At 40.6% G+C, this 19,458-nt stretch carries 19 protein-coding genes and 1 tRNA gene; 13 read left to right on the forward strand and 7 right to left on the reverse strand.

What is annotated here, in order from left to right; all coding sequences use genetic code 11:
* Positions 1–65 precede the first annotated feature (65 nt).
* On the reverse strand, positions 66–1,013 hold the full coding sequence (locus tag FRZ06_18010; protein QOX65104.1) for a cell wall hydrolase: 948 nt from the start codon (positions 1,011–1,013) through the stop codon (positions 66–68).
* A gap of 116 nt (positions 1,014–1,129) precedes the next feature.
* Between FRZ06_18010 and FRZ06_18015 the strand changes: the two genes are divergently transcribed.
* The 6 genes from FRZ06_18015 (at position 1,130) to FRZ06_18040 (ending at position 8,726) form a co-directional block, all read left to right on the forward strand.
* Complete coding sequence (locus tag FRZ06_18015; protein QOX65105.1) at positions 1,130–2,272, forward strand: glycerate kinase; 1,143 nt, start codon at positions 1,130–1,132, stop codon at positions 2,270–2,272.
* A gap of 267 nt (positions 2,273–2,539) precedes the next feature.
* Positions 2,540–2,968, forward strand: a complete 429-nt coding sequence (gene rplM, locus FRZ06_18020) for a 50S ribosomal protein L13 (GenBank protein ID QOX65106.1) — start codon at positions 2,540–2,542, stop codon at positions 2,966–2,968.
* Positions 2,969–2,987: 19 nt separating this feature from the next.
* Positions 2,988–3,383, forward strand: a complete 396-nt coding sequence (gene rpsI, locus FRZ06_18025; GenBank protein ID QOX65107.1) for a 30S ribosomal protein S9 — start codon at positions 2,988–2,990, stop codon at positions 3,381–3,383.
* Positions 3,384–3,703: 320 nt separating this feature from the next.
* A complete protein-coding gene (locus tag FRZ06_18030) occupies positions 3,704–6,061 on the forward strand; it encodes a PAS domain-containing protein (protein QOX65108.1) in 2,358 nt (785 codons plus the stop codon).
* A gap of 145 nt (positions 6,062–6,206) precedes the next feature.
* A complete protein-coding gene (locus FRZ06_18035; GenBank protein QOX65109.1) occupies positions 6,207–6,575 on the forward strand; it encodes a lactoylglutathione lyase in 369 nt (122 codons plus the stop codon).
* Positions 6,576–6,725: 150 nt separating this feature from the next.
* Positions 6,726–8,726, forward strand: coding sequence for an amidohydrolase family protein (locus FRZ06_18040; protein ID QOX65110.1), 2,001 nt, complete (start codon positions 6,726–6,728; stop codon positions 8,724–8,726).
* 72 nt (positions 8,727–8,798) lie between these two features.
* Here the strand turns inward: FRZ06_18040 and FRZ06_18045 are convergent, their stop codons facing one another.
* The gene (locus FRZ06_18045) at positions 8,799–9,422 is read right to left on the reverse strand and encodes a lactate utilization protein (protein QOX66007.1); all 624 of its coding nucleotides are present in this window, start codon (positions 9,420–9,422) and stop codon (positions 8,799–8,801) included.
* A 789-nt stretch (positions 9,423–10,211) separates the two neighbouring features.
* Between FRZ06_18045 and FRZ06_18050 the strand changes: the two genes are divergently transcribed.
* Positions 10,212–10,287: transfer RNA gene (locus FRZ06_18050), tRNA-Ala, on the forward strand.
* A gap of 56 nt (positions 10,288–10,343) precedes the next feature.
* On the opposite strand, the gene FRZ06_18055 is transcribed toward FRZ06_18050, so the two are convergent.
* The 5 genes from FRZ06_18055 to FRZ06_18075 form a co-directional block, all read right to left on the reverse strand.
* Positions 10,344–10,889: a hypothetical protein gene (locus FRZ06_18055; protein ID QOX65111.1), complete on the reverse strand. Its 546-nt coding sequence runs from the start codon at positions 10,887–10,889 to the stop codon at positions 10,344–10,346.
* A gap of 12 nt (positions 10,890–10,901) precedes the next feature.
* On the reverse strand, positions 10,902–11,927 hold the full coding sequence (locus FRZ06_18060) for an RNA-directed DNA polymerase (GenBank protein ID QOX65112.1): 1,026 nt from the start codon (positions 11,925–11,927) through the stop codon (positions 10,902–10,904).
* A gap of 435 nt (positions 11,928–12,362) precedes the next feature.
* Entirely contained in the window at positions 12,363–12,683 is a 321-nt protein-coding gene (locus FRZ06_18065) for a hypothetical protein (protein QOX65113.1), read from the reverse strand.
* A complete protein-coding gene (locus FRZ06_18070; protein ID QOX65114.1) occupies positions 12,676–13,572 on the reverse strand; it encodes a hypothetical protein in 897 nt (298 codons plus the stop codon). The genes FRZ06_18065 and FRZ06_18070 overlap by 8 nt, the downstream gene beginning before the upstream one ends.
* Before the next feature lie 191 nt (positions 13,573–13,763).
* Positions 13,764–13,997, reverse strand: a complete 234-nt coding sequence (locus FRZ06_18075; protein ID QOX65115.1) for a helix-turn-helix transcriptional regulator — start codon at positions 13,995–13,997, stop codon at positions 13,764–13,766.
* A gap of 92 nt (positions 13,998–14,089) precedes the next feature.
* Here FRZ06_18075 and FRZ06_18080 point away from each other — a divergent pair, with 92 nt between their 5' ends.
* The 6 genes from FRZ06_18080 (at position 14,090) to FRZ06_18105 (ending at position 19,312) form a co-directional block, all read left to right on the forward strand.
* The gene (locus FRZ06_18080) at positions 14,090–14,338 is read left to right on the forward strand and encodes a hypothetical protein (protein QOX65116.1); all 249 of its coding nucleotides are present in this window, start codon (positions 14,090–14,092) and stop codon (positions 14,336–14,338) included.
* Between the two features lie 758 nt (positions 14,339–15,096).
* Positions 15,097–15,912 carry a helix-turn-helix transcriptional regulator gene (locus tag FRZ06_18085; protein ID QOX65117.1) on the forward strand — a complete coding sequence of 272 codons (816 nt, stop codon included), beginning with the start codon at positions 15,097–15,099 and terminating at the stop codon, positions 15,910–15,912.
* Between the two features lie 193 nt (positions 15,913–16,105).
* Complete coding sequence (locus FRZ06_18090) at positions 16,106–16,903, forward strand: SDR family oxidoreductase (GenBank protein QOX65118.1); 798 nt, start codon at positions 16,106–16,108, stop codon at positions 16,901–16,903.
* Positions 16,851–17,702, forward strand: coding sequence for an SDR family oxidoreductase (locus FRZ06_18095; GenBank protein QOX65119.1), 852 nt, complete (start codon positions 16,851–16,853; stop codon positions 17,700–17,702). The genes FRZ06_18090 and FRZ06_18095 overlap by 53 nt, the downstream gene beginning before the upstream one ends.
* Positions 17,703–17,778: 76 nt before the next feature.
* Positions 17,779–18,000: a hypothetical protein gene (locus FRZ06_18100; GenBank protein ID QOX65120.1), complete on the forward strand. Its 222-nt coding sequence runs from the start codon at positions 17,779–17,781 to the stop codon at positions 17,998–18,000.
* Between the two features lie 85 nt (positions 18,001–18,085).
* Positions 18,086–19,312, forward strand: a complete 1,227-nt coding sequence (locus FRZ06_18105) for an esterase family protein (protein ID QOX65121.1) — start codon at positions 18,086–18,088, stop codon at positions 19,310–19,312.
* Positions 19,313–19,458: the final 146 nt, after the last annotated feature.

The raw sequence follows: 19,458 nt of genomic DNA on the forward strand, positions 1-19,458 counted from the left end.
TACAGATGTTACTGCTAAGCCGGTACTACAGATCTCGGCTTCCCATCTGCTGCAGCGGTCTATATTTATTTTGCAGGGGGCTTAAAGAAATGCATCCCTTCAATTTCGCAAACAAACTGCATTTTCGTTTCGATGGTTTTGTCTTGGGTGAAATCCGGGTTTACAAAATAGTAGGTGTCATCAGTGAGTTCAGCAACCCCTGTGCCGGAAAGTACTGCATAAGCGGCTGTTACGGAATCCTGTTCAATTTTCTTCTTGTAAGCTGAGCCGTTATAAATCGGTGTAAATTGATGAGGTGCTGTCATGATCGCTAAAAGATCGTCTCCGTAATAGGGGCCTGTCCAGCGATTCATAACAACCTGTCCGACGGCAACCTTGGCCTTGTAAGACAGACCATATGCTTCTGCGTTGATCAGGTGAATCAAAACGTCAACTTCTTTTCTTGAAGCGGCACCGCCTCTGTTGGCGTTGGTGACGAGACCGGCTGCATCTTCATTTGCCGGCGTACTGAAGGCAGGTGCTGGTGATACAGCTGCTGCAGTTTCAGTGATTCCAGCCGAAGCAGTATTTTCAATTGATGCAGCGTCTGCATTCGGTTCTGACTTCTCTTCTGTTTCCTGAACTGACGGCTTGCTTGTTGCATCTGTTGTATTGCTTTTTTCGCCGGTCTTGATCTCTTGATCAGCCTTCAATTGTTTTTCGGGAGCGGTATCTTCCTTATGTATATATTGCATTTTTACTGCTTGAATGGTGATTCCCGAGATTGCTTCTGAAATTTGTCCTGTGAATCCTTTTGAAGCAGGGGAGCCAAGAAATGCTCCAATCATCAGCGCCGCAAGGACACAAACCGCTTTCCATACCATTGTATTCTTTTGCTTATCCTCTAACATATTACCCTCCAAATCTTCACCATGTGGCCTGGATTCTGGTATAATGAAAAGAGAATGTATTGCTGTGACGGGTGAAATCCTTTGATGCCTTGATTGTGGACAGGTTGGAAAAAATTTATACATATTGGAAAACGGAAGGAATAATCACTGCAGATCCCGCATATACTATCAGCCACTTTTGGCGATCGGGTGTGGCGGGGAAGCGGTTGTGAGTAATGAGATTTAAAGCGGGAGGAAATATGAGGTTTGTATTTGCACCGGACTCCTTCAAGGGGTCTTTTACTTCCAGAGAGATAATCGACTGTTTGACACGTTATGCAGAAAAATACTTTCCGGAGGCGGAATTGGTTGGAATCCCCATGGCAGACGGTGGCGAAGGCACCGTTGAAGCGCTCATCTCCTCTTTGGGCGGTGTCAAAGAGGACGTGAAGGTTGTAGGACCTATGGGAGTAGAGACGAAGGCTGTAATCGGCTATCTTCATGATGGAAAAACAGCGGTTTTAGAGATGGCGCAGGCGTCTGGGCTTGCCCTGGCGGGCAGGAATAACGATCCGCTGAAAGCAACTTCCTACGGTACCGGGCAGATGATCCGTCATGCCTTGGACAGGGGAGTTGAGAATATTGTAATCGGGATCGGGGGCAGCGCGACCAACGACGGGGGTATGGGTGCAATGACCGCTCTCGGCGTCACCTTTCTGGATTCGCGGGGAAGAACCCTCACCGGATGCGGAGAAAACCTTGGGAAGGTGGCAGCTGTTGAACCGGGAAATCTTCTGATCCGCGCATCAGAAGCCAGAATTTCTGTCATTTGCGACGTAACGAATCCTCTTTTAGGTGAGAATGGGGCCACCTATGTCTACGGCCCTCAAAAGGGCGTTCGAAAGGATGAGCTTAAGGCTCTGGACACCGCAATGGAACATTATATTCAGCAAGTGGAGTGTAGGCTTGGAAGAGCGCTCAGACAGCTGCCGGGAGCAGGAGCTGCAGGCGGAATGGGCGCTGCCCTCAGCGGGTTTTTAAATGCAGAGCTGAAGCCGGGAATCGAAGTGATCCTTGATCTGGCGGGTTTTGATCGAATTGCCCAGAGTGCGTCCTTGGTAATCACCGGAGAAGGCAGGATCGACCGGCAATCATTGGAATTCGGAAAAGTTCCTTTCGGTGTGATGAAGCGCTGCAAACCACATGGTGTTCCGGTTTTGATTCTTGCAGGAAGCATGGGAAGAGAGGCAAACTCTGTATTGGAGAGCAAGCAGGTAAGCATTATGACATCGGTGAATGATGTGATGACCATCGAGGAAGCTATGGAAAATTCCGAAGAACTGCTTGAATCTGCGGTGGAGAGACTGTTCCTTATGCTTAAGATTGGACACAATTTGAGGTAAGGGGTTTCCTGCTATTAAATAATTTGATTCTTATTTTGGAAGAATAATGGAGATGACGGAAATAAAAATGCTTAAAATCAACAAAAAAACAGTTGAAATCACGCATGTTTCAATTTAACCATTGACAAAACCGGTGGTTAAATATTATAATGTTTGTGCATTATGTGTAAAAATCCATTAGCCCCGGATTTTACGATAGTTGGCCGCCGGAGTGGGGTGAAACACTACGGTAAAACGAAATATAACGCTATGAGGAGAGTTTTACAGATGAAATCATTTATCGCGAAGCCTCATGAAGTTGAAAGAAAATGGTATATAATCGATGCTGAGGGCAAAACTCTCGGTAGATTAGCTACCGAAGCAGCTTCTGTTTTGAGAGGTAAGAGAAAACCAATTTACACACCACACGTAGATACCGGTGACTATATCATTATTATAAATGCTGAGAAGGTTGAAGTAACTGGAAAGAAGAGAAAAGACAAGGTCTATAAGAGACATACCGGTTACCCGGGCGGACTGCGCGAAATCACTTTTGAAAAGCTGCAGGCTAAGAAACCCGAAGAAATTATCAGACATGCTATCAAAGGCATGATGCCCAACGGAAAGTTAGGCAGAGAAATGTATAAAAAGCTTAAGGTTTATGCTGGTCCGGAACACAAGCACGCAGCACAGCAACCAGAAGTTTGGAATTATTAAAGAAGGGAGAAAATCATAAATGGCAAAGTTGCAATATACAGGTACTGGTAGAAGAAAATCTTCTGTTGCTAGAGTCAGATTAATCCCTGGTAAAGGCAATATCACAGTAAACAAAAAATCATTGGAAGACTATTTCGGAATGGAAATCCTCAAGAGAGAGGTTAGAAGACCATTTGAAGTTGCAGGTGCAGAAGGCAAGTTTGATGTCGTAGCTACAGTAAGAGGCGGCGGATTTACAGGTCAGGCTGGTGCACTGAGACACGGAATTTCCAGAGCTCTCGCAGGCGGAGACAGAGAAGCATTCAGAGCACCTTTAAAGGCTGCTGGCTTCCTGACCAGAGATCCGAGAATGAAGGAAAGAAAGAAATACGGACTTAAAAAAGCGAGAAGAGCATCCCAGTTCAGCAAACGTTAATCGCTACAATATCAATATCAAAACCCCAATCTTCGGATTGGGGTTTTTGGATTGAATCTGTTGTACTGTCCTTTGGGTCGAAATCTGTGATAATCTGTTGGAAAAACGGGAACGCTGTAAGTTGAATTTAAAAAGATCACAAAGTAAACTTATAGGTAGACTATGTTATGCTTACTGAGTAATACTGAAAAAGTATTGCTCTTTTTTTCTTCAGTAAGAGCGCTGCGCCTTCTGAAGAAAAAGTGAGCGGCGAGAGACGCCGACGCGGTTTGTTAGCCCATCTTCAGCCGTTGTTAAGATGTAATACAAGGAGAGGTTAAATGCTGAAAGAACAGGAAGCACACGAAGCACGCAGAAGTTATATCGTTGAAGAGAATGGAATCGTCACTTATGCAAGTGATTTTTTTTATGAGACTACAAAGTTCCATTTTCACGAAATTGTTGGGAAAAGTACGGAATTTATTCTTCATGATTTACTCCGCATACACGGAAATCAGTTATATGATGGCGAGAAGACAGAGACTTACCTCTTCACCAAATTTTTGGAAGCAAGGAAGGTAAATTTCCAGAGGATTGCCAGAGAAGACGGCGTCCTTTGTTATTACATTGAAGAGGTGCAGGGCTGGAGGATGGAACAGAACAGCCAATATGTGAAGCGGTTGCTCCTTGACAACGTAAAAGGAGTGGGTTTTTTTACGGTTCCTGATTTCATGCTCTACGAGACCAATCAACATTTCCTGGATCACCTTCCAAACCCATTCAATTCCAAAGATGCTGTATATGGAAGAATGATCAGTGAGTTTTTTCCGGGATTTGATGGCAGTGAAGAAGAAGAAGCTTGGATGGAAGCTGCCGCAAAAAATCATACATGCTATGTTAGGGAAAAGAAAAGTGTGCTGGGAGGAGATGAAATCTGCTTTTTAGACTATACGCTGACACCGATAGAAAAAAGCGGTCAGGTGGAGTCCATTCTACTTGTCATGGAGGATGTTACTGAACGTGTGCTGAATAGAAAACGTGTAGCAGCCCAGGCAAGTATGATTCGGCAGCAAAACGAACTGCTAGAAGCAGTGATCGAGAATTTAAATGATGTAATTATCATCTATGACGGGCAGGGTAGAGTACTGCTGTCAAATGCCGAGTCACGCCGGGTTTACCCTCACGTCTATCTTGATGTGCCGGTCGATGAGGTCCACACAGGTTATAAGTGTTTTGACTTTGAAAATCAAGAGATTCCCAGAGAAAATCTCCCTGCATTTCGGGTTCTGAAGGGAGAGCGGATCAAGAATATGGTGATGAAGGTAAAGAGCAAGGAAAAGGTAAGTATTGTTGAAGCAAATGCGGTGCCTGTTTATAATTCAGATAATCAATTGATTGCTGCAATCATATCTCACCACGATATCACCCAGATGAAAGAGTTTGAGGAGAAATTGTATCAGCATAAGGAATTGCTGGAGATTATTTTGGATAATTCTTATGACAACATATCTGTCGTGGATCGGCATGGAAATTATATCTATAATAAGAATAACATTGTAAAGGAAGCTGCTGAGAAATTTACTGATGTCAATGAGGTCTTTCGGGCAGTCGAATATTATGATATAGACGGTAATGAGATTCCCCTTGAAAGAATGGTTCCAAATCGTGTCAAAAATGGGGAGAGGATCAAGGATGAGCTTGTTGTGGTTAAGGTTTCTGGAGAAGAGTATTATCTTCTTTACAGCGGAACGCCCATATATGATGATAAGGGCAACTTTTTATATGGAATAGGCTATAGCCGCAACTTCTCGGAAATTGTAAAAAGTCAGAATGCACTAAAAGATGCCCAGGAAAAGCTGCTAAAGTCAGAGCAGGAAAAAAATGATGTTCTTACAGAGTCTTTGAACTTAAAAGACGAGTTTCTATATTTAATCACTCATGAATTTCGCACTCCGCTGACGGTAATCAAGTCGGCAATTCAGACCATGGAACTGAAATATAGAGATATGCCAGATAAGGCGGTAAGATATCTGAAAACAATCAAACAAAATGTAAACAGGCAAATTCGGCTGGTTAACAATCTGCTGGACATTACAAGAATCAGCTCCGGGAATATCAAATTAAACAATGGGAATTACGATATCGTATTCCTAACGAAATCAATTGTAGAGTCCATTCAATCCATCGCACAACAGAAGAAAATCAAGGTTACTTTTTCAACGGAGCTGAAGAGGAAAGTGATCTGTTTTGATGAAGAGAAATTTGAACGAATCCTGCTCAATCTTCTTTCCAATTCAATCAAATTCACGCGTCCGGGAAAAACGATTCAAGTCGTTCTTTACGCGAAGAAGCTCGGAAACAAACGCATGGTCTGTATCGGGGTTCAGGATGAAGGTATCGGTATCCCAAAAGAAAAGCAAAGCTGTATTTTTGAGCGCTTTGGACAGGTGAATAACTGTGAGTCAAGAGAGGCAGAGGGCACCGGAATAGGGCTCCATCTTGTAAAGTTATTCGTTACAGTGATGGGAGGGGATATTAGCCTGGAGAGTGAAGAAGGAGTTGGAAGCACTTTTACAGTTATGTTCCCGGAAATAAAACCAATGAACGGCCCATCTGCTCTGGAGAAAACCAGTTCGATAGAAAGTGTAAATAAGCTGATTCAAATGGAAGCGGTCGAGCTGTCGGACATCTATTTATAGCTGTCCGTATCTTGGCAAGTTTAAATAAGAGCTTAGCTTACCAAGGCACGGGTACTTCGTAACAGCGATTCCTTTGTTATGATCTCGAATACCTGTGGTATAATAGATTATAGTAATAAAACAAAGTTGTAGTAAGGAGGCATATATGAAATTTAAACTCGTGCATAACAACCTAAATGTATTTGATCTGGAAAAGTCCCTTCAGTTTTATGAAGAGGCACTTGGGCTGAAAGAAGTGAGAAGAAAGGAAGCCTCGGACGGGTCCTTCATTCTAGTTTTTATCGCAAATGAGGAGTCTGCTCACCAGATTGAGCTAACCTGGCTCAGAGATAAAAAAGAACCATACAATCTTGGTGACAATGAAGTCCATATTGCCTTCAGAGTAGATGATTATGAGGGAGCTTATGCAAAGCATAAAGAGATGGGCTGCATATGCTATGAAAACCCCGGCATGGGCATCTACTTTATCTGCGATCCTGACGGATACTGGCTGGAGGTTATCCCCTACAGATAGGAGCCGGCAGAACCTTGTCAAAACTGCTCCTGAAAGGCGGCAATTGAAAGGTTGTAAATGAAAAACAGCACTTGCTGACAGAACTTGTCTAGGAAATCAGCTAAAAAAATCAACCCCCCTGTCCTATAATCTTAGCAGGGGGGTGTATTTATGAAAAAAAAGAGATTAAAGACCTTATTTACCTGGGCTGTCATTTTTACTTTCATCTTCAGCACGGCGCCTGTTCCATCATCCGCTGAGACGGCCATTGCGGACAGCGTCTACATAAACGGAAATATTTATACGATGGAGGATGATCATCCTACAGCATCGGCAATTGCTGTAAAGGGGCAGAAGCTGATCTATGTTGGTGATGACGAGAGCGCAAAGAAGTTTATTGGCAATAATACAAAGGTCACAGATTTAAAAGAAAAAACAGTGATACCAGGTCTCATCGAAGGGCATATGCATATTCCTATGCTGGGTGAAAACCTGATGAAGATTGACGCCTTCTGGAAACCCAAGGCTGAAATCCTTGCAGCAGTCAAGGCGGAAGCAGACAAGGCACAGCCGGGGGACTGGATCCAGGGTTTCGGATGGAACAATACCATCTGGGATGACAAATCTTATCCAACGAAGGAAGAACTAGACTCAGTGGCGCCTAATAATCCTGTTGTGATGGAGCGCACCGACGGTCATATGATCTGGGTGAATTCCAAAGCGTTGCAGCTTGCAGGAATCACAAAGGAATCAAAAGATCCTCAGGGAGGAGAGATTCTTCGGGACGCAAAGGGTGCGCCCACAGGCTGTCTGACGGATACGGCAGGAGAGCCGGTTCAGAAGATCATTCCTGGCCTCAGTGATGACAGAGAAATGGATGCAATTCTGGCTGCACAGGAACAGCTCTTGTCCTATGGTTTCACCAGCGCCATGGATGCCGGTTCCAATGTCAGGATCATTAACTTGTTCAAAGAGCTCTATCAAAAGAAGACGATGAAGCTTCGGGTCTACTCGCTTGTGGGCGGTGACTGGGGAGGAACCATAGCCGGACCGGAGCAGGAATATATTAAGAACAACCCTCCGCAAAAAGAGCTTTACGATGATCGGTACAGCGTCAACGCAGTCAAACTCTTTGCCGACGGCTCTCTGGGATCCAGAAGCGCGGCACTTCTTAAGGATTACAGCGACAGACACGGTCATATCGGCAATTATCAATATACAGACGAAGAACTTTATGCAGTAATGAAGCAAATCTATGACAGCGGATACCAAATTGCAACCCATGCAATCGGTGACGGGGGCGTTGATCAGGTGATTAATACCTATGAGAAGCTCATCAAAGCAGATCCAAAAGCAGATCGGAGACTGCGTATTGAGCATTATCAGGTATCTACCCTTGATGATATCAAGAGAATCGCACAGCTCCACATCCTTCCGTCCATGCAGCCGACTCATGCCACCTCTGACAAGACCATGGCTGAAGATCGGATTGGATCAGAGAGAATGAAGGGTGCATATGCGTGGAGAAAAATTATTGATGCTGGGAGCATCATCATCGGCGGTTCCGATGCACCGGTAGAATTGGTAAATCCATATCACGGATTTTATGCTGCGGTGACAAGACAGAGCAGAGACGGGCTGCCGGAAGGTGGTTGGTACATAGAGGATGCCATGACGCGGGAAGAAGCTCTCAAGGCGTTTACCATCTGGGCTGCCTACGGACAATTTGAAGAGAATCTCAAGGGCTCGCTGAAGGCGGGAAAGCTTGCGGACTTCGTAGTAATCGACAGGGATTATATGAAGTGCCCGGCCAATGAGATCAAAGATATCCAGGCTCTTCTGACCGTGCTTGGCGGGGAAGAAGTCTATCGCAGAGACCTCTCTGAAATTGGGGTGATTTGGCAGGGCGTTCCGATCAGGTTCAATACCCCGCCTGTAATGAACAGCGGAATGATTTATGCTGAAGCTGCAGCGCTGGCCGACAAGATGGGCGCATCAGCGGACTACAAGAAGGGTGACATTGAACTAAAGATGACAAAGGATCATAAAACGCTGGTACTGCCGGTCGTTCTATCACAGGATCAGCCCATGGTCTCAGTCCGCACTGTGCTGGAAGGCTTCGAATACAGCTTGGTATGGAATCCCTTAAGTCAGACGATTTCTATCGAATAATTCCAAAACCTGATTGAAAAACCGGATCCATCGAAGACCTCGCTCTTCAAGGGATTCCGGTTTTTTTGATTCTTAATAGCCCAAAGCTTCATTCACAATAATTACCTTGATCCTATCCTTGGAAAACTGACCTGCGATCAAGACAAAATCATTACAGATCCGTTGTTTGTGATTGCAGTCAATACAGTGACCCAATTTGACGCAGGGGGTTTCTTTCCCCAGCCGCAGAGCATCTAGCGGAGCCGCGATCTGCCTCGTTCTATGAATGGCTGCTTCAACATTGTCCGTCAGTTTGTTTACGCCTGCAACAACAATGACCTGTTCCGGTCCGTATAGCATCGGGGCTACTCGGCTTCCGTTTCCGTCAATGTTGAAAAGCTTACCGTCCAGCGTAACAGCGCTGGTACCCGTTATAAACGTATCCGCAGTAAAGTTTTTGAGGTAGATTTGGCGTTTTTCTTCCCTCGTAAGGGAAGGAACGAATTTGTCCAGGAAGTTGTAATTGCCGCTTCTTAAAAACTGGAAAACTCCTGTTTGCTCAAGCGTGACAGAATCACCGCTGCCCACAGTTGAACCGGGAGGAATCAGCTCGGCGAGAAGTTGGAGCAGCTGCTTAGAATCATGGACATAATATCCAGCCATGTTGTTCTTCCGAAGCTGATTCATTGCTTGCTGTGCCTTTGCATGATATTCCATCGGTATATAACGAAGACCGTCGGTTACCTGTTCGCTGTCCAGATCTGTAAAACCGAGTTTCCGATAGACTTCTGCTGCATAAGGAGATGAATTCACTGTAATTGTAGGATGGTCATAGCTGGAGCGGATATGGCCGAAGAGACTTTTGCCGATGCCTTGGCCATGGTATTCCTTTCTCACAAAGAATAAGGAAATGTGGCTCCCGTTATTTCTGGTGGCTATGACGCCAAGCAGCTGCTCCCCCGCATAGGCTCCGAAAAGCTCAAGCGTGAGCTGACTGCACTGTGAATCAATAAAGCTCTTAAACGTAGCAATTCCCTCCGGTGCATAGTCCGGCGCTTCAAATTCCTGAAATACTTGCCACACCAGATCCATGGGCTCCAATATCCCAGCTTGCTCAATTTTCCTGATCTCCAATTTCATTCCCCTCCAAAATTAAGATATATACTCATCCTATCAGATTCCTATCAAAAAGGTAAGGGTCTCCAGCAAGAACATGAAAATAATCGCCAGAAAAACCCGTCACACAATTTGGCGAAAAAAGATTGACAAAAGGGCTAAAATCCCCGATAATATTACTTGCAGATCATCTTGAATATGGGCTTATAGCGCAGCTGGGAGCATAGCTGAGTCAGAAACACAGCCCATAAGATTACAACTTCATGCGGGCTTATAGCGCAGCTGGGAGCCCAACTACGCGGAAATCACTACCCCAAGAATATTTGTAGAAACTTTGATAATTGACTTTAAAAATTTATACCATTCTGCTTAGACAGAATGGGTTTTTTCGGGGAATTGGCGAAGCTGGGATCGCGCTTGACTGGCAGTCAAGAGATCAGGAGTTCGAACCTCCTATTCTCCACCAAAAAAGCATCTCGTTTGAGATGCTTTTATTTTATCTATGCATTTGACTTTTTTCGATTAAACCATAGAATTAATGTTCTCTATTATAAATTTCTGTGCATTCGAATCATAAAGGTTCACAGGATATTTACGTCCATATTCACTACATTTCTGAATAGACATTATACCAACTGACTGTCCTTTGTCAGTAACGATTTTATAATCGTTATCATCATCATCTGTGATAATCTTTAAATAACCATTTTCCAATAGCCAATTTGTTATCTGTGTAACTTTTATTTTTCTCATATATTCCGTATTTATTGATGTGTTAATGTTATATGTAAATTCACTAATAGATACTGGAGTAGCGCTTATTTCAATATTTTTTTTATTATCTTCTACTAATCGGAAATCATATATGCCATTTCTTCTTTTGAGGCCAATATTTTCTCCGGATTTTATTGTAGTATCAAGAAATTCGGAAATCTGATTAAAATATTTATTTAGTTGTTTACTATTTAGTATTGTATCTTCAGGAAGTGGTAATCCACTAGTTGGGTCAATTCCCTTTGACAGCGCAACTGCATATTCTTTCATCTTAATTAAATCATTATATTGCATAGTAAACCTCCATTAATAATCCCAAGCAATTTTATCAAGTGCAATTAATAATTTACGACCTTCTTCAGGCTCAACCATATATATGAAATATACCTTTCCATATATATGCTCTTTGAAGAATGACTTCTTGCAGTTAATATGCTCTAGGTGACTTGATACTCCGTACTTTTGACAATAATATATTTCTTGCCAAAGTTTCCTTTTATAGAGTTTTGAAACACTAACTTTATTATCAGAAACTATCAATCCAGTAACTTCTTGACGTTGGTGTTTATATTTAACTCGGATTTTCCTTTCATTAACAGTAAATCCTTCTTCCTGTATAATATTTTTTACAATATTGATTATATTTGATAAGCCATAGTTGCCTGAAAAGGTTATATCATCGGCGTATCTTGTATAATCCGCAACATATTTTTCTGCTAATAGCGATAACCTTTTATCAAGTTTCAAACATAAGATGTTTGATATATATGGACTTGCCGGTGAGCCTTGGGGCAAATACCCGTCGTATGTACATAATCTTGCAAGTGCATAAGAAATTTCTTTAGTATATCCGTAATAATAAAAGACCATGAAGATTGATTCTATATCGATTGTCGGGAAAAAATCCTTAATATCAAAACTTATTACACATTGTTTACCGATATGTTTTTTTGCATTAGTTACTATTGAACGTTCTTTACAAAAACCCGTAACATGGTCTGAAACGGGAATATGTTCTAAAATATTATCTAATATCCACCGCTGAATCATTTTTAACTTCATTGCTGGAACGTTAAGCGTTCGATACCCTTCGGATTTTTTCGGTATTGACATCTCATTGTAATAGTTCTCCTCAAGTGTTGCCAGTATTGTTGTCAGTTCTTCTAATTCTATCCCCAAGAGCAAGGAAAGGTGCCGTTTGTCGAAAATAACAGGTAAAGATGAATCAATTAAGCGAATAGCATAAGATATACATGAATCAATATCCTTTTGAGACTGTTCCATAGATTCCAACTGTATTCGTAGCTCAGAAATATATTTTTCTTTATCCATAACAACCACCTAAAGATAACAATTTCAAACGCACTTGCTGCCGATTTCTTTAACTGAACAGGTACACTATTAATTTACTTGTAAATTTATAGTGTGATAGATTATTCCATTTGAAATAATCTATCACATCAAGTACGCTTTGCTACTTGATGTGCTAAATTATGTAGCATTGCAACTATGAAAGACTACTAGTCTTTCGCCTTCCAACAAATGCGTTTGAAAAAGATTAATAAAATGATTTTGCACGACTACCGTTTCTTTATTTGTACTAGTGAGCATATCTGTTGAGATTTTCCAACAGATATGCTCGTCCACAAGATTTTAATTTTGTGGACGAGGATAAAATCTTTGATTTTATCCTCATTCAGTAAGTGACATTTTAACTATGAGAAACAACTTGTTTCTCGCTTTCTAATCGATACAAAATCAATATTATCATTTTATTTTTTTTGAAAAATTCTTTGGAGCATATGGCTTATCCAAAGGCCATCTCTCATGGAAAAATAACTGTTCCATTGGTTCAATTTCGAAGCTAAACCAATCCAGACTGTTATTCATTAAAAAAATTCTCCCTTTGTGCGATAATGAAAGTAAATTATTCTTAATCTCGAGTAGACCGTCTTCAAGTAATTGGTTAATTAATTCAAGAGTATAAGATTCTGCAATTCCGAGATTTTTCCGCAACTCATATAATGAATATTTCTCTTTCTTTTCTTTAAAGTAAGCAAGCATAAGTAATCTTAAATACTCATCCATTTTCCTTCTCCTTTTTAGCGGCTTGATACTTCATTCTATCTCTTCTTTTTCTTTCACTTTTTAATTTTAGCCAGGTTGGCTCATCACTTTCGGCTCTTGGAAATATTGATACAAATTGTTCATGATTGCATCTAAAAATACCTAATGTATTATTAGGTGTATTATTATGAAAGGCTATTAAACCTTCAGATTTTTTAAAACCTAATATATCTGATTTTGGAATTCCCAATTCTTGTGACCCTTTCTCAAAGGTTGCTCTGGCTTCAGTTCCAGAAAATCTCTCAATGTCAAAGGCTTTGACTTGAGTATGAGAACATATCATTACAATTTTTAAATTTTCATTTTGCGAGTATGTATTAACTTTCCTAACGGCTTCATCCATTGCATGTATAACTACATAATAAATATCTTTGTCTCGAATTTTTTCTTTGATGGTTTCAATAAAATTAATAAACGTTGTTCCCGAACCACAACAGTCATCAATAAAAATGATGTCTGATATGTTTTGGAAATCTTCTTCATCAAGTTCAGAAACATTCGGAACAAAACGATTACTATGAAGTCTGTTAATAACTCTATAGTCAGAACAATAGTCATATGAACTATTCATTATCTTTTTTTCTGAAGGGATAACGCAATAAATAGCACCATCTTTTTCTGCAACACCTGCCGATGATATATGATTATGTAGTTCAACAAGTTTTGCATTTGTACTCTCGTGTGAGAAATAACAGAAGTCTTCTAGTAAGTCGAGTACAATTTTATTTAGTTCATCTGGCATTTGGTCAATCCAAGTTTTGAATTTTTCCTGAAACCCCGTTAACCGTTGGTCGAGAGGACCCCATTTTGACAAGAACTTTTCAATTAACTCATTGTATTCGTTATCCATAATATTAAACCCTGTTACTTAATAAAATCACTATAAGGAAGAAATAGTTAGAACAAAAAAATTAATATAATTAAAAATAAATTATCATCTACATTTTACGACTATAGTACAAATACTTCAACATTATTCGCTAAAAGAATATTAATTCAATGTACGTATAAAAAAAGATATCTATAATCCATAGATATCCTTTAGTCTATATCTTTAAAAAAATCAATTATTTTAATATTAAGAGTCTCTGATAATGAAAATAGTACGTCAAGAGAAAATGGTTTATTGGTATTTGGAGATTCGATTTTGCTTAAATAACTCTTGCTAATACCAATTTCGTCAGCTAATTGCTGCTGTGTTAAGCCCCTTTGTGTTCTATAATAAGCAATTTTCTGCCCAATCTGCTTATATTTCTCTGCATGACTTGCACTCATAATAACACCTCAACCCCATTATACTTGTTAATACAAAATAAATAGTTTCACTTATAGTGAAACTATGATAAGATGCAGCTGAGGTGATGGTTATGAAAATAATAGAAAGAAGAACTTTTATTGAAAAGGGTAAAAAGAAAAAATTAACTATTTTTAAGGATACATCCGCTAAAATCGAATACGTGAATCCAAAATATAATATGAAAGTTATACTTAAATTTCCCGCACAAGGCACTGTTACAAACGATGACATGATAGATTGGCTTAGTCAGTTGTATATGGATAATTGGATAAGGGAATATCAAGCAAGATTAGAGAGAAAGCAAAACGGTGCCAATTGACTTATGGCTGCTACACGTAGTTGATGGAAGGATTGTATTTTTGCCAATAAAAAGACGTTCTGATGGACGTTTAAATTTCAACACTTATAAGAGTCGATGCATGTAATGTACATGCCAGTTATCTGGGAGCGCGCCTGACTGGCAGTCAGGAGGTCAGGAGTTCGATCCTCCTTAGGTCCACCAAAAAAATATCCTTACCATTAGGTAGGGATATTTTTTTGGTTTAATCAAGAGGAGGATCGAACGCGAAAGAGCAGGCGCGTTAAGAAGGAACGTTCGGCGAACGTTCCTTTAGCGACTGGCCCAGCCGACCGAAATGGGAGGCGTCGGGCGGCATATGCGAGCAAAGCGAGCAGATGCGAATCCTCCTTAGGTCCCAATCAAAGGTCGAATTCCAGGAAACTCAGGAGAGATCCTCATTGCCTTTTTGTCCAAAGGCTCGCAGAGGCTTTGCTGACCAAAGAGGGTATTGGGAGATATACTCTTCTGATAAGAGCATATCGTAAATAGGCGATCAATATTGGAATTAGAGATATGCGAATCACAGTTCAGGGGGTGACAGGCAAAACAGACAGCGTAGCAAATGACGTGAGCGGAGGAGCAGGCGTAGCTTGTGTTAGGTCCACCAATTTGAAATTGCTAATTGAAAAAGTAGCTTCCGGGTACAGAAAAGCCGGACTAATAAAAATCTTTGACATTTTCATTACATTAAGCAAGAATATAAATATGAAGATGCAAAACATTAAGGGGTGTTTCATTTGTTAGATATGCAGCAAAATGAGTGGGAAAAAATTAACGATATAGTAAGTAAAATAAGTGAAATTGACGATATCAAAGCAATGAGAGAAAAATTCTTAAGAGAATTAAAGCTGTTGATATATTTTGATTTGGCTGATTTTTGTTTAAGTGATTTCCGAGCAGGGAAAGCAGTAAGCCTAATTGATCCTGTAGTTATAAGCAGGTATTCTAAAAATTTCGAAGAGCTATTTACTTTTAAATATGAAAAGCAATTCGAACAGTTCGATTATACGAAATGGGTTTTTTCAAACCCGGATTCCATTGTATTTAAAGAGTCTGATATTATTAACAATGATGCCAGAATGAAAAGTGCATATTACATCAACTATCTAAAACCTATGGATTTAGTAAATGTAGCAGGTATGAGTCTAGCTCACAATGGTACACAACTAGGCGCTGTTAATTTATATCGTACTGAGAAGCGAGGAGATTTTACAGATAAAGATTTATATATCCTGAATCAATTTTTACCGCATCTCACTAGAAAACTGATGGTCCATTATAGAGAATCTGTTAAAAACCTGGAGAAGTATAAAAAAACAGCATCCTTTCTGACTCTGGAGTACAACCTTTCAAAAAGGGAGATAGAAATACTTAAATTGGTATGTGACGGAAAAAATAATAAAGAAATCAGTGAAACCCTTTCGATTGCAGTAAATACGGTCAAAAAACATATGGGCAACATATTGTATAAGTTTCAGGTTGAGAATAGATTTCAACTAGTAAACTATTTAATAAAAAATGATAAAGAACTCTTTGAAGATAATAATTTATAATAAAAGTATTTCGAATTGTACAGTAAGTACGAATTAAGCCTTACATAAATATTTAAAAAAATACTACCTGGGTAGTATTTTTTTTAAATACTTCTACCAGGGTGTATTTTAAACATTAGACATTTCAAATAGAATCATCATAACGTAAAATTCTGAAGCAGTTAGGGATTGGTTTTAAGGAGAGTTAAAGAAAATGAAAGCACGAATTGATTTTGAGGATAAGGTTTGCTTAATTACCGGTGCAGGAAGTAAATCTGGAATCGGATTTTCAACAGCCCAGATTATCGGAACGTTAGGGGCAAAAGTATTATTGGTAGCAACATCTGAACGAATTTATGACAGGGCGAAAGAACTTGAAGATCTGGGAGTTGAAGCAAAAGGTTATATTGCGGATCTTATGGATCGCAGGCAAGTCAGCAATTTAATCAATAGCATTATAGATGAATATCAAAGAATTGACATTTTAATAAATAATGCGGGCATGACACAAGTTGGCTCAGAAGAAATTTTTTCGGACTTTGCCAATCTGAAGGATGATGAGTGGGATTTAACAATAAGCAGGAATCTGACTACTTGTTATAATGTGACTCATTCGGTGATATCTCACATGATTAACAGTAATTATGGCAGAATCGTAAATGTCTCATCAGTCACAGGTCCGGTTGTAAGCAATCCCGGGGAGTCAGCCTATAGTGCGGCTAAAGCAGCAATGATAGGAATGAGCAGAAGCATTGCAATCGAAGTTGCAAAGAACAATGTTATGATCAATAATGTTTTGCCTGGCTGGATTGCAACAGGATCCCAAACAGAATCCGAAGCTGCGGCCTCGCTGAATACGCCTATCGGCAGAGGTGCAAGACCTGAAGAAGTTGGGCATATGATTGTGTTTCTTGCATCTGAGCAAGCCTCATACATTACAGGCCAAAGCTTTATTGTCGATGGAGGAAATACCATTCAAGAATATAAGGGACCAAGTGCATTATATTATTAATTGGGGGAGGGATTTTAAGATGGATTTTTTCTCTTTAAAAGATAAGGTGGCAGTTGTCACAGGTGGAGGATCTGGACTAGGCTTAGCTACAGTGAAACGATTTGTGCAAGCTGGTGCAAAAGTTGTTTTGGCTGATATCTCGGACAAAACGGGACTGGCACAGGAATTAGGATGCTTATATATAAAAGCAGATGTGTCAAAAGAAAAAGATGTGGCTAATCTGATGGAGCAAACATATAGAAGCTATGGTCTCATTGACATTGTCGTCAACAATGCCGGAATTATTATGCCGGAACAACTTCTAACAGATGCAGATATGAAAGATTTTGAAAGACTGTACAGTGTTAATGTTTTCGGAGTAGTTCATGGTTTAAAATATGCACCTCAGCACATGAAGGACGGAGGAGTTATTCTCAACACAGCCTCCAATTCTGCAAACGGAGATTATGCCGGGTATGGCGCTTATATCTCTTCTAAATGTGCAGTTGTTGGACTTACTAAAGCTGCGGCGATTGAACTGGCACCTAGAAATATACGCGTCAACTGTATTTGCCCAAATACGATTGACACGCCAATGGCATATGCAGAAGGCTGCGAGACCGAGCTTCAGGTTATGGGTATAACCACTCCGCTTGGCAGAATGTGTAAAGCAGAAGAAGCAGCAGCGCTGTATCACTTTTTAGCATCTGACGATTGTCGTTATATCACAGGAGAAGATATATACATTGATGGAGGACTTAAAGCAGGTCCGAGTATCCAGATGGTTGACCATGTATTAAAAGGATTGGAAAATAAATAACGAAACGATAGAACTGGCGCTCGAGTACAGTGAAATTTTTAAATCCCAACTGTCCTATGATCTGATCAACGGTGATTTGAGTATCTGCTATTTTGTTACACCGATTCTCAGGGAGCACTTCGGCAGCTCAAAAAGCGATCTGGAAATTACAGTTACAGCACTCCAGATGATTGCTGCACTGCAGATGATACTGCTGAAAGAGGCTGAGTTCCAACGGTATACCGGCGTTAATATTCATGATCCCAAGCAAAGAGAAGAAGTTCTCAGTGCAATACTCAGCACTGCGATCAAGTCATAGTATGGAGAATACTACGATTTTGCATAGAGGGGTGCAGCCATTTTTTCAGAGGGAAGTGCAGCCATTTTACGGAGGGTAATCCAAAATGATTTTAACGCGAAAAAAAGCGGCAATGATATCCGTCATCTGTGCGGTGTTGGTAATTGCAATCATCTGTCTTTTGACAAAACCATCTCAATCCAATTTACTCTTTCAATTAGGGGAGGAAGTGAGCCCTGTAGCCATTGATGCCGGTGAATTTGTACCGGTGGATTCGAATAAGATTCTTACAGAACAGAATGCAAGACTAATCAAGGTGGAAAATTTTCATGCCAAGCAACTGAATAATGATAGAAGCTTGCATATCTATCTGCCGCCGGGCTATTATACTGACACCGTAAAAAGATTCCCAGTCCTGTATGTCCAAGATGGCAAGAGCGTCTTTGACTACTCGGATTGGTCAAAGGAGTCTCTTGGAATGCATGTTACAGCGGATAAATTGATTTCGGAAAAAAAGATACAGGAAATCATCATCGTCGGTATTGATAATATTGGAGAAGAAAGAATCAATGAATATGCGCACTGGGATGGGATTGATATGGGAAAACCCGTAAAAGGAAAGGGTCTTCTATATGAGAATTTTGTCATCCATGATGTGAAGCCTTTTATTGACCAGAACTTTAGAACCATGAAGGATCGGGAACATACAGCTTTAATGGGAGCCTCCATAGGGGGACTCGTCACGTTCAACATTGGCTATCGCCATCCCGAAACCTTCAGTAAACTTGCAATGATGTCTCCTTATTTTGGTTGGGGTGATGGCAAGATTTACAGTGAGTTAGACCGGGGAGTGTATCAAGAGAAACGGCCTGTCAAGCTGTGGATCGACGTGGGATCTACAGAAGAAGATTTTATGGGTATGGCCGCTGCAGTAATATCCTTTTTAAGAAAAAACGGTTATCAGGATTACGATGAGCTCGCGGTTTATGAAGCGCCAGGAGGGGAGCATTCAGAACGGTTCTGGGCAGATCGTGTGGAACCTATTCTTCTGTATTTCTTCGGGGATATCGGCAAACCCCAATCAGTCGCGTTATATATGGAGCAAGAGGTCAGCATCAGCAAAATGCCGTATGGAAATATGAACGCAGTTGTAACTTATGACTCAGGGTTCAAGCTGACCGATATCAAAGGAAACTATAAAGTCGAAAAGCCAGAGCTGCTACTGGTTGGAACCTATGGCCGTTTGCGGCCGCTAAAGGAGGGGAAAACAAGCGTTACATTTCTTTCTTCTTTGGGACTGGAGGCGGACGGGGAAATTACTGTTGTGAAATGACGGGTTGAATTGCAAAGTTGTTGGGAAATGACGTGGAATGGAACATTCAAAATATATATTGACATTTGATTTAAGAAGATATAGTATGAAAACAGATTTATAATACGTAGCGTGTTACTGGTTAAGCAGGCATGAGCTCATTAAAA

The sequence above is a fragment of the Clostridiales bacterium genome (assembly GCA_015243575.1).
Taxonomy (GTDB): Bacteria; Bacillota; Clostridia; order Peptostreptococcales; family Anaerovoracaceae; genus Anoxybacterium; species Anoxybacterium hadale.

What these genes read in the sequence shown, in the direction of transcription:
- FRZ06_18045 (QOX66007.1), bottom strand. Translation starts at nt 9,422, where the DNA reads ATGGAATATCATGCAAAGGCACAGCAAGCAATGAATCAGCTTCGGAAG.
- FRZ06_18065 (QOX65113.1), bottom strand. Translation starts at nt 12,683, where the DNA reads ATGGATGAGTATTTAAGATTACTTATGCTTGCTTACTTTAAAGAAAAG.
- FRZ06_18095 (QOX65119.1), top strand. Translation starts at nt 16,851, where the DNA reads ATGGAGGAAATACCATTCAAGAATATAAGGGACCAAGTGCATTATATT.
- FRZ06_18040 (QOX65110.1), top strand. Translation starts at nt 6,726, where the DNA reads ATGAAAAAAAAGAGATTAAAGACCTTATTTACCTGGGCTGTCATTTTT.
- rplM (QOX65106.1), top strand. Translation starts at nt 2,540, where the DNA reads ATGAAATCATTTATCGCGAAGCCTCATGAAGTTGAAAGAAAATGGTAT.
- FRZ06_18070 (QOX65114.1), bottom strand. Translation starts at nt 13,572, where the DNA reads ATGGATAACGAATACAATGAGTTAATTGAAAAGTTCTTGTCAAAATGG.
- FRZ06_18015 (QOX65105.1), top strand. Translation starts at nt 1,130, where the DNA reads ATGAGGTTTGTATTTGCACCGGACTCCTTCAAGGGGTCTTTTACTTCC.
- FRZ06_18090 (QOX65118.1), top strand. Translation starts at nt 16,106, where the DNA reads ATGAAAGCACGAATTGATTTTGAGGATAAGGTTTGCTTAATTACCGGT.
- FRZ06_18055 (QOX65111.1), bottom strand. Translation starts at nt 10,889, where the DNA reads ATGCAATATAATGATTTAATTAAGATGAAAGAATATGCAGTTGCGCTG.
- FRZ06_18030 (QOX65108.1), top strand. Translation starts at nt 3,704, where the DNA reads ATGCTGAAAGAACAGGAAGCACACGAAGCACGCAGAAGTTATATCGTT.
- FRZ06_18010 (QOX65104.1), bottom strand. Translation starts at nt 1,013, where the DNA reads ATGTATAAATTTTTTCCAACCTGTCCACAATCAAGGCATCAAAGGATT.
- FRZ06_18105 (QOX65121.1), top strand. Translation starts at nt 18,086, where the DNA reads ATGATTTTAACGCGAAAAAAAGCGGCAATGATATCCGTCATCTGTGCG.
- rpsI (QOX65107.1), top strand. Translation starts at nt 2,988, where the DNA reads ATGGCAAAGTTGCAATATACAGGTACTGGTAGAAGAAAATCTTCTGTT.
- FRZ06_18035 (QOX65109.1), top strand. Translation starts at nt 6,207, where the DNA reads ATGAAATTTAAACTCGTGCATAACAACCTAAATGTATTTGATCTGGAA.
- FRZ06_18060 (QOX65112.1), bottom strand. Translation starts at nt 11,927, where the DNA reads ATGGATAAAGAAAAATATATTTCTGAGCTACGAATACAGTTGGAATCT.
- FRZ06_18080 (QOX65116.1), top strand. Translation starts at nt 14,090, where the DNA reads ATGAAAATAATAGAAAGAAGAACTTTTATTGAAAAGGGTAAAAAGAAA.
- FRZ06_18075 (QOX65115.1), bottom strand. Translation starts at nt 13,997, where the DNA reads ATGAGTGCAAGTCATGCAGAGAAATATAAGCAGATTGGGCAGAAAATT.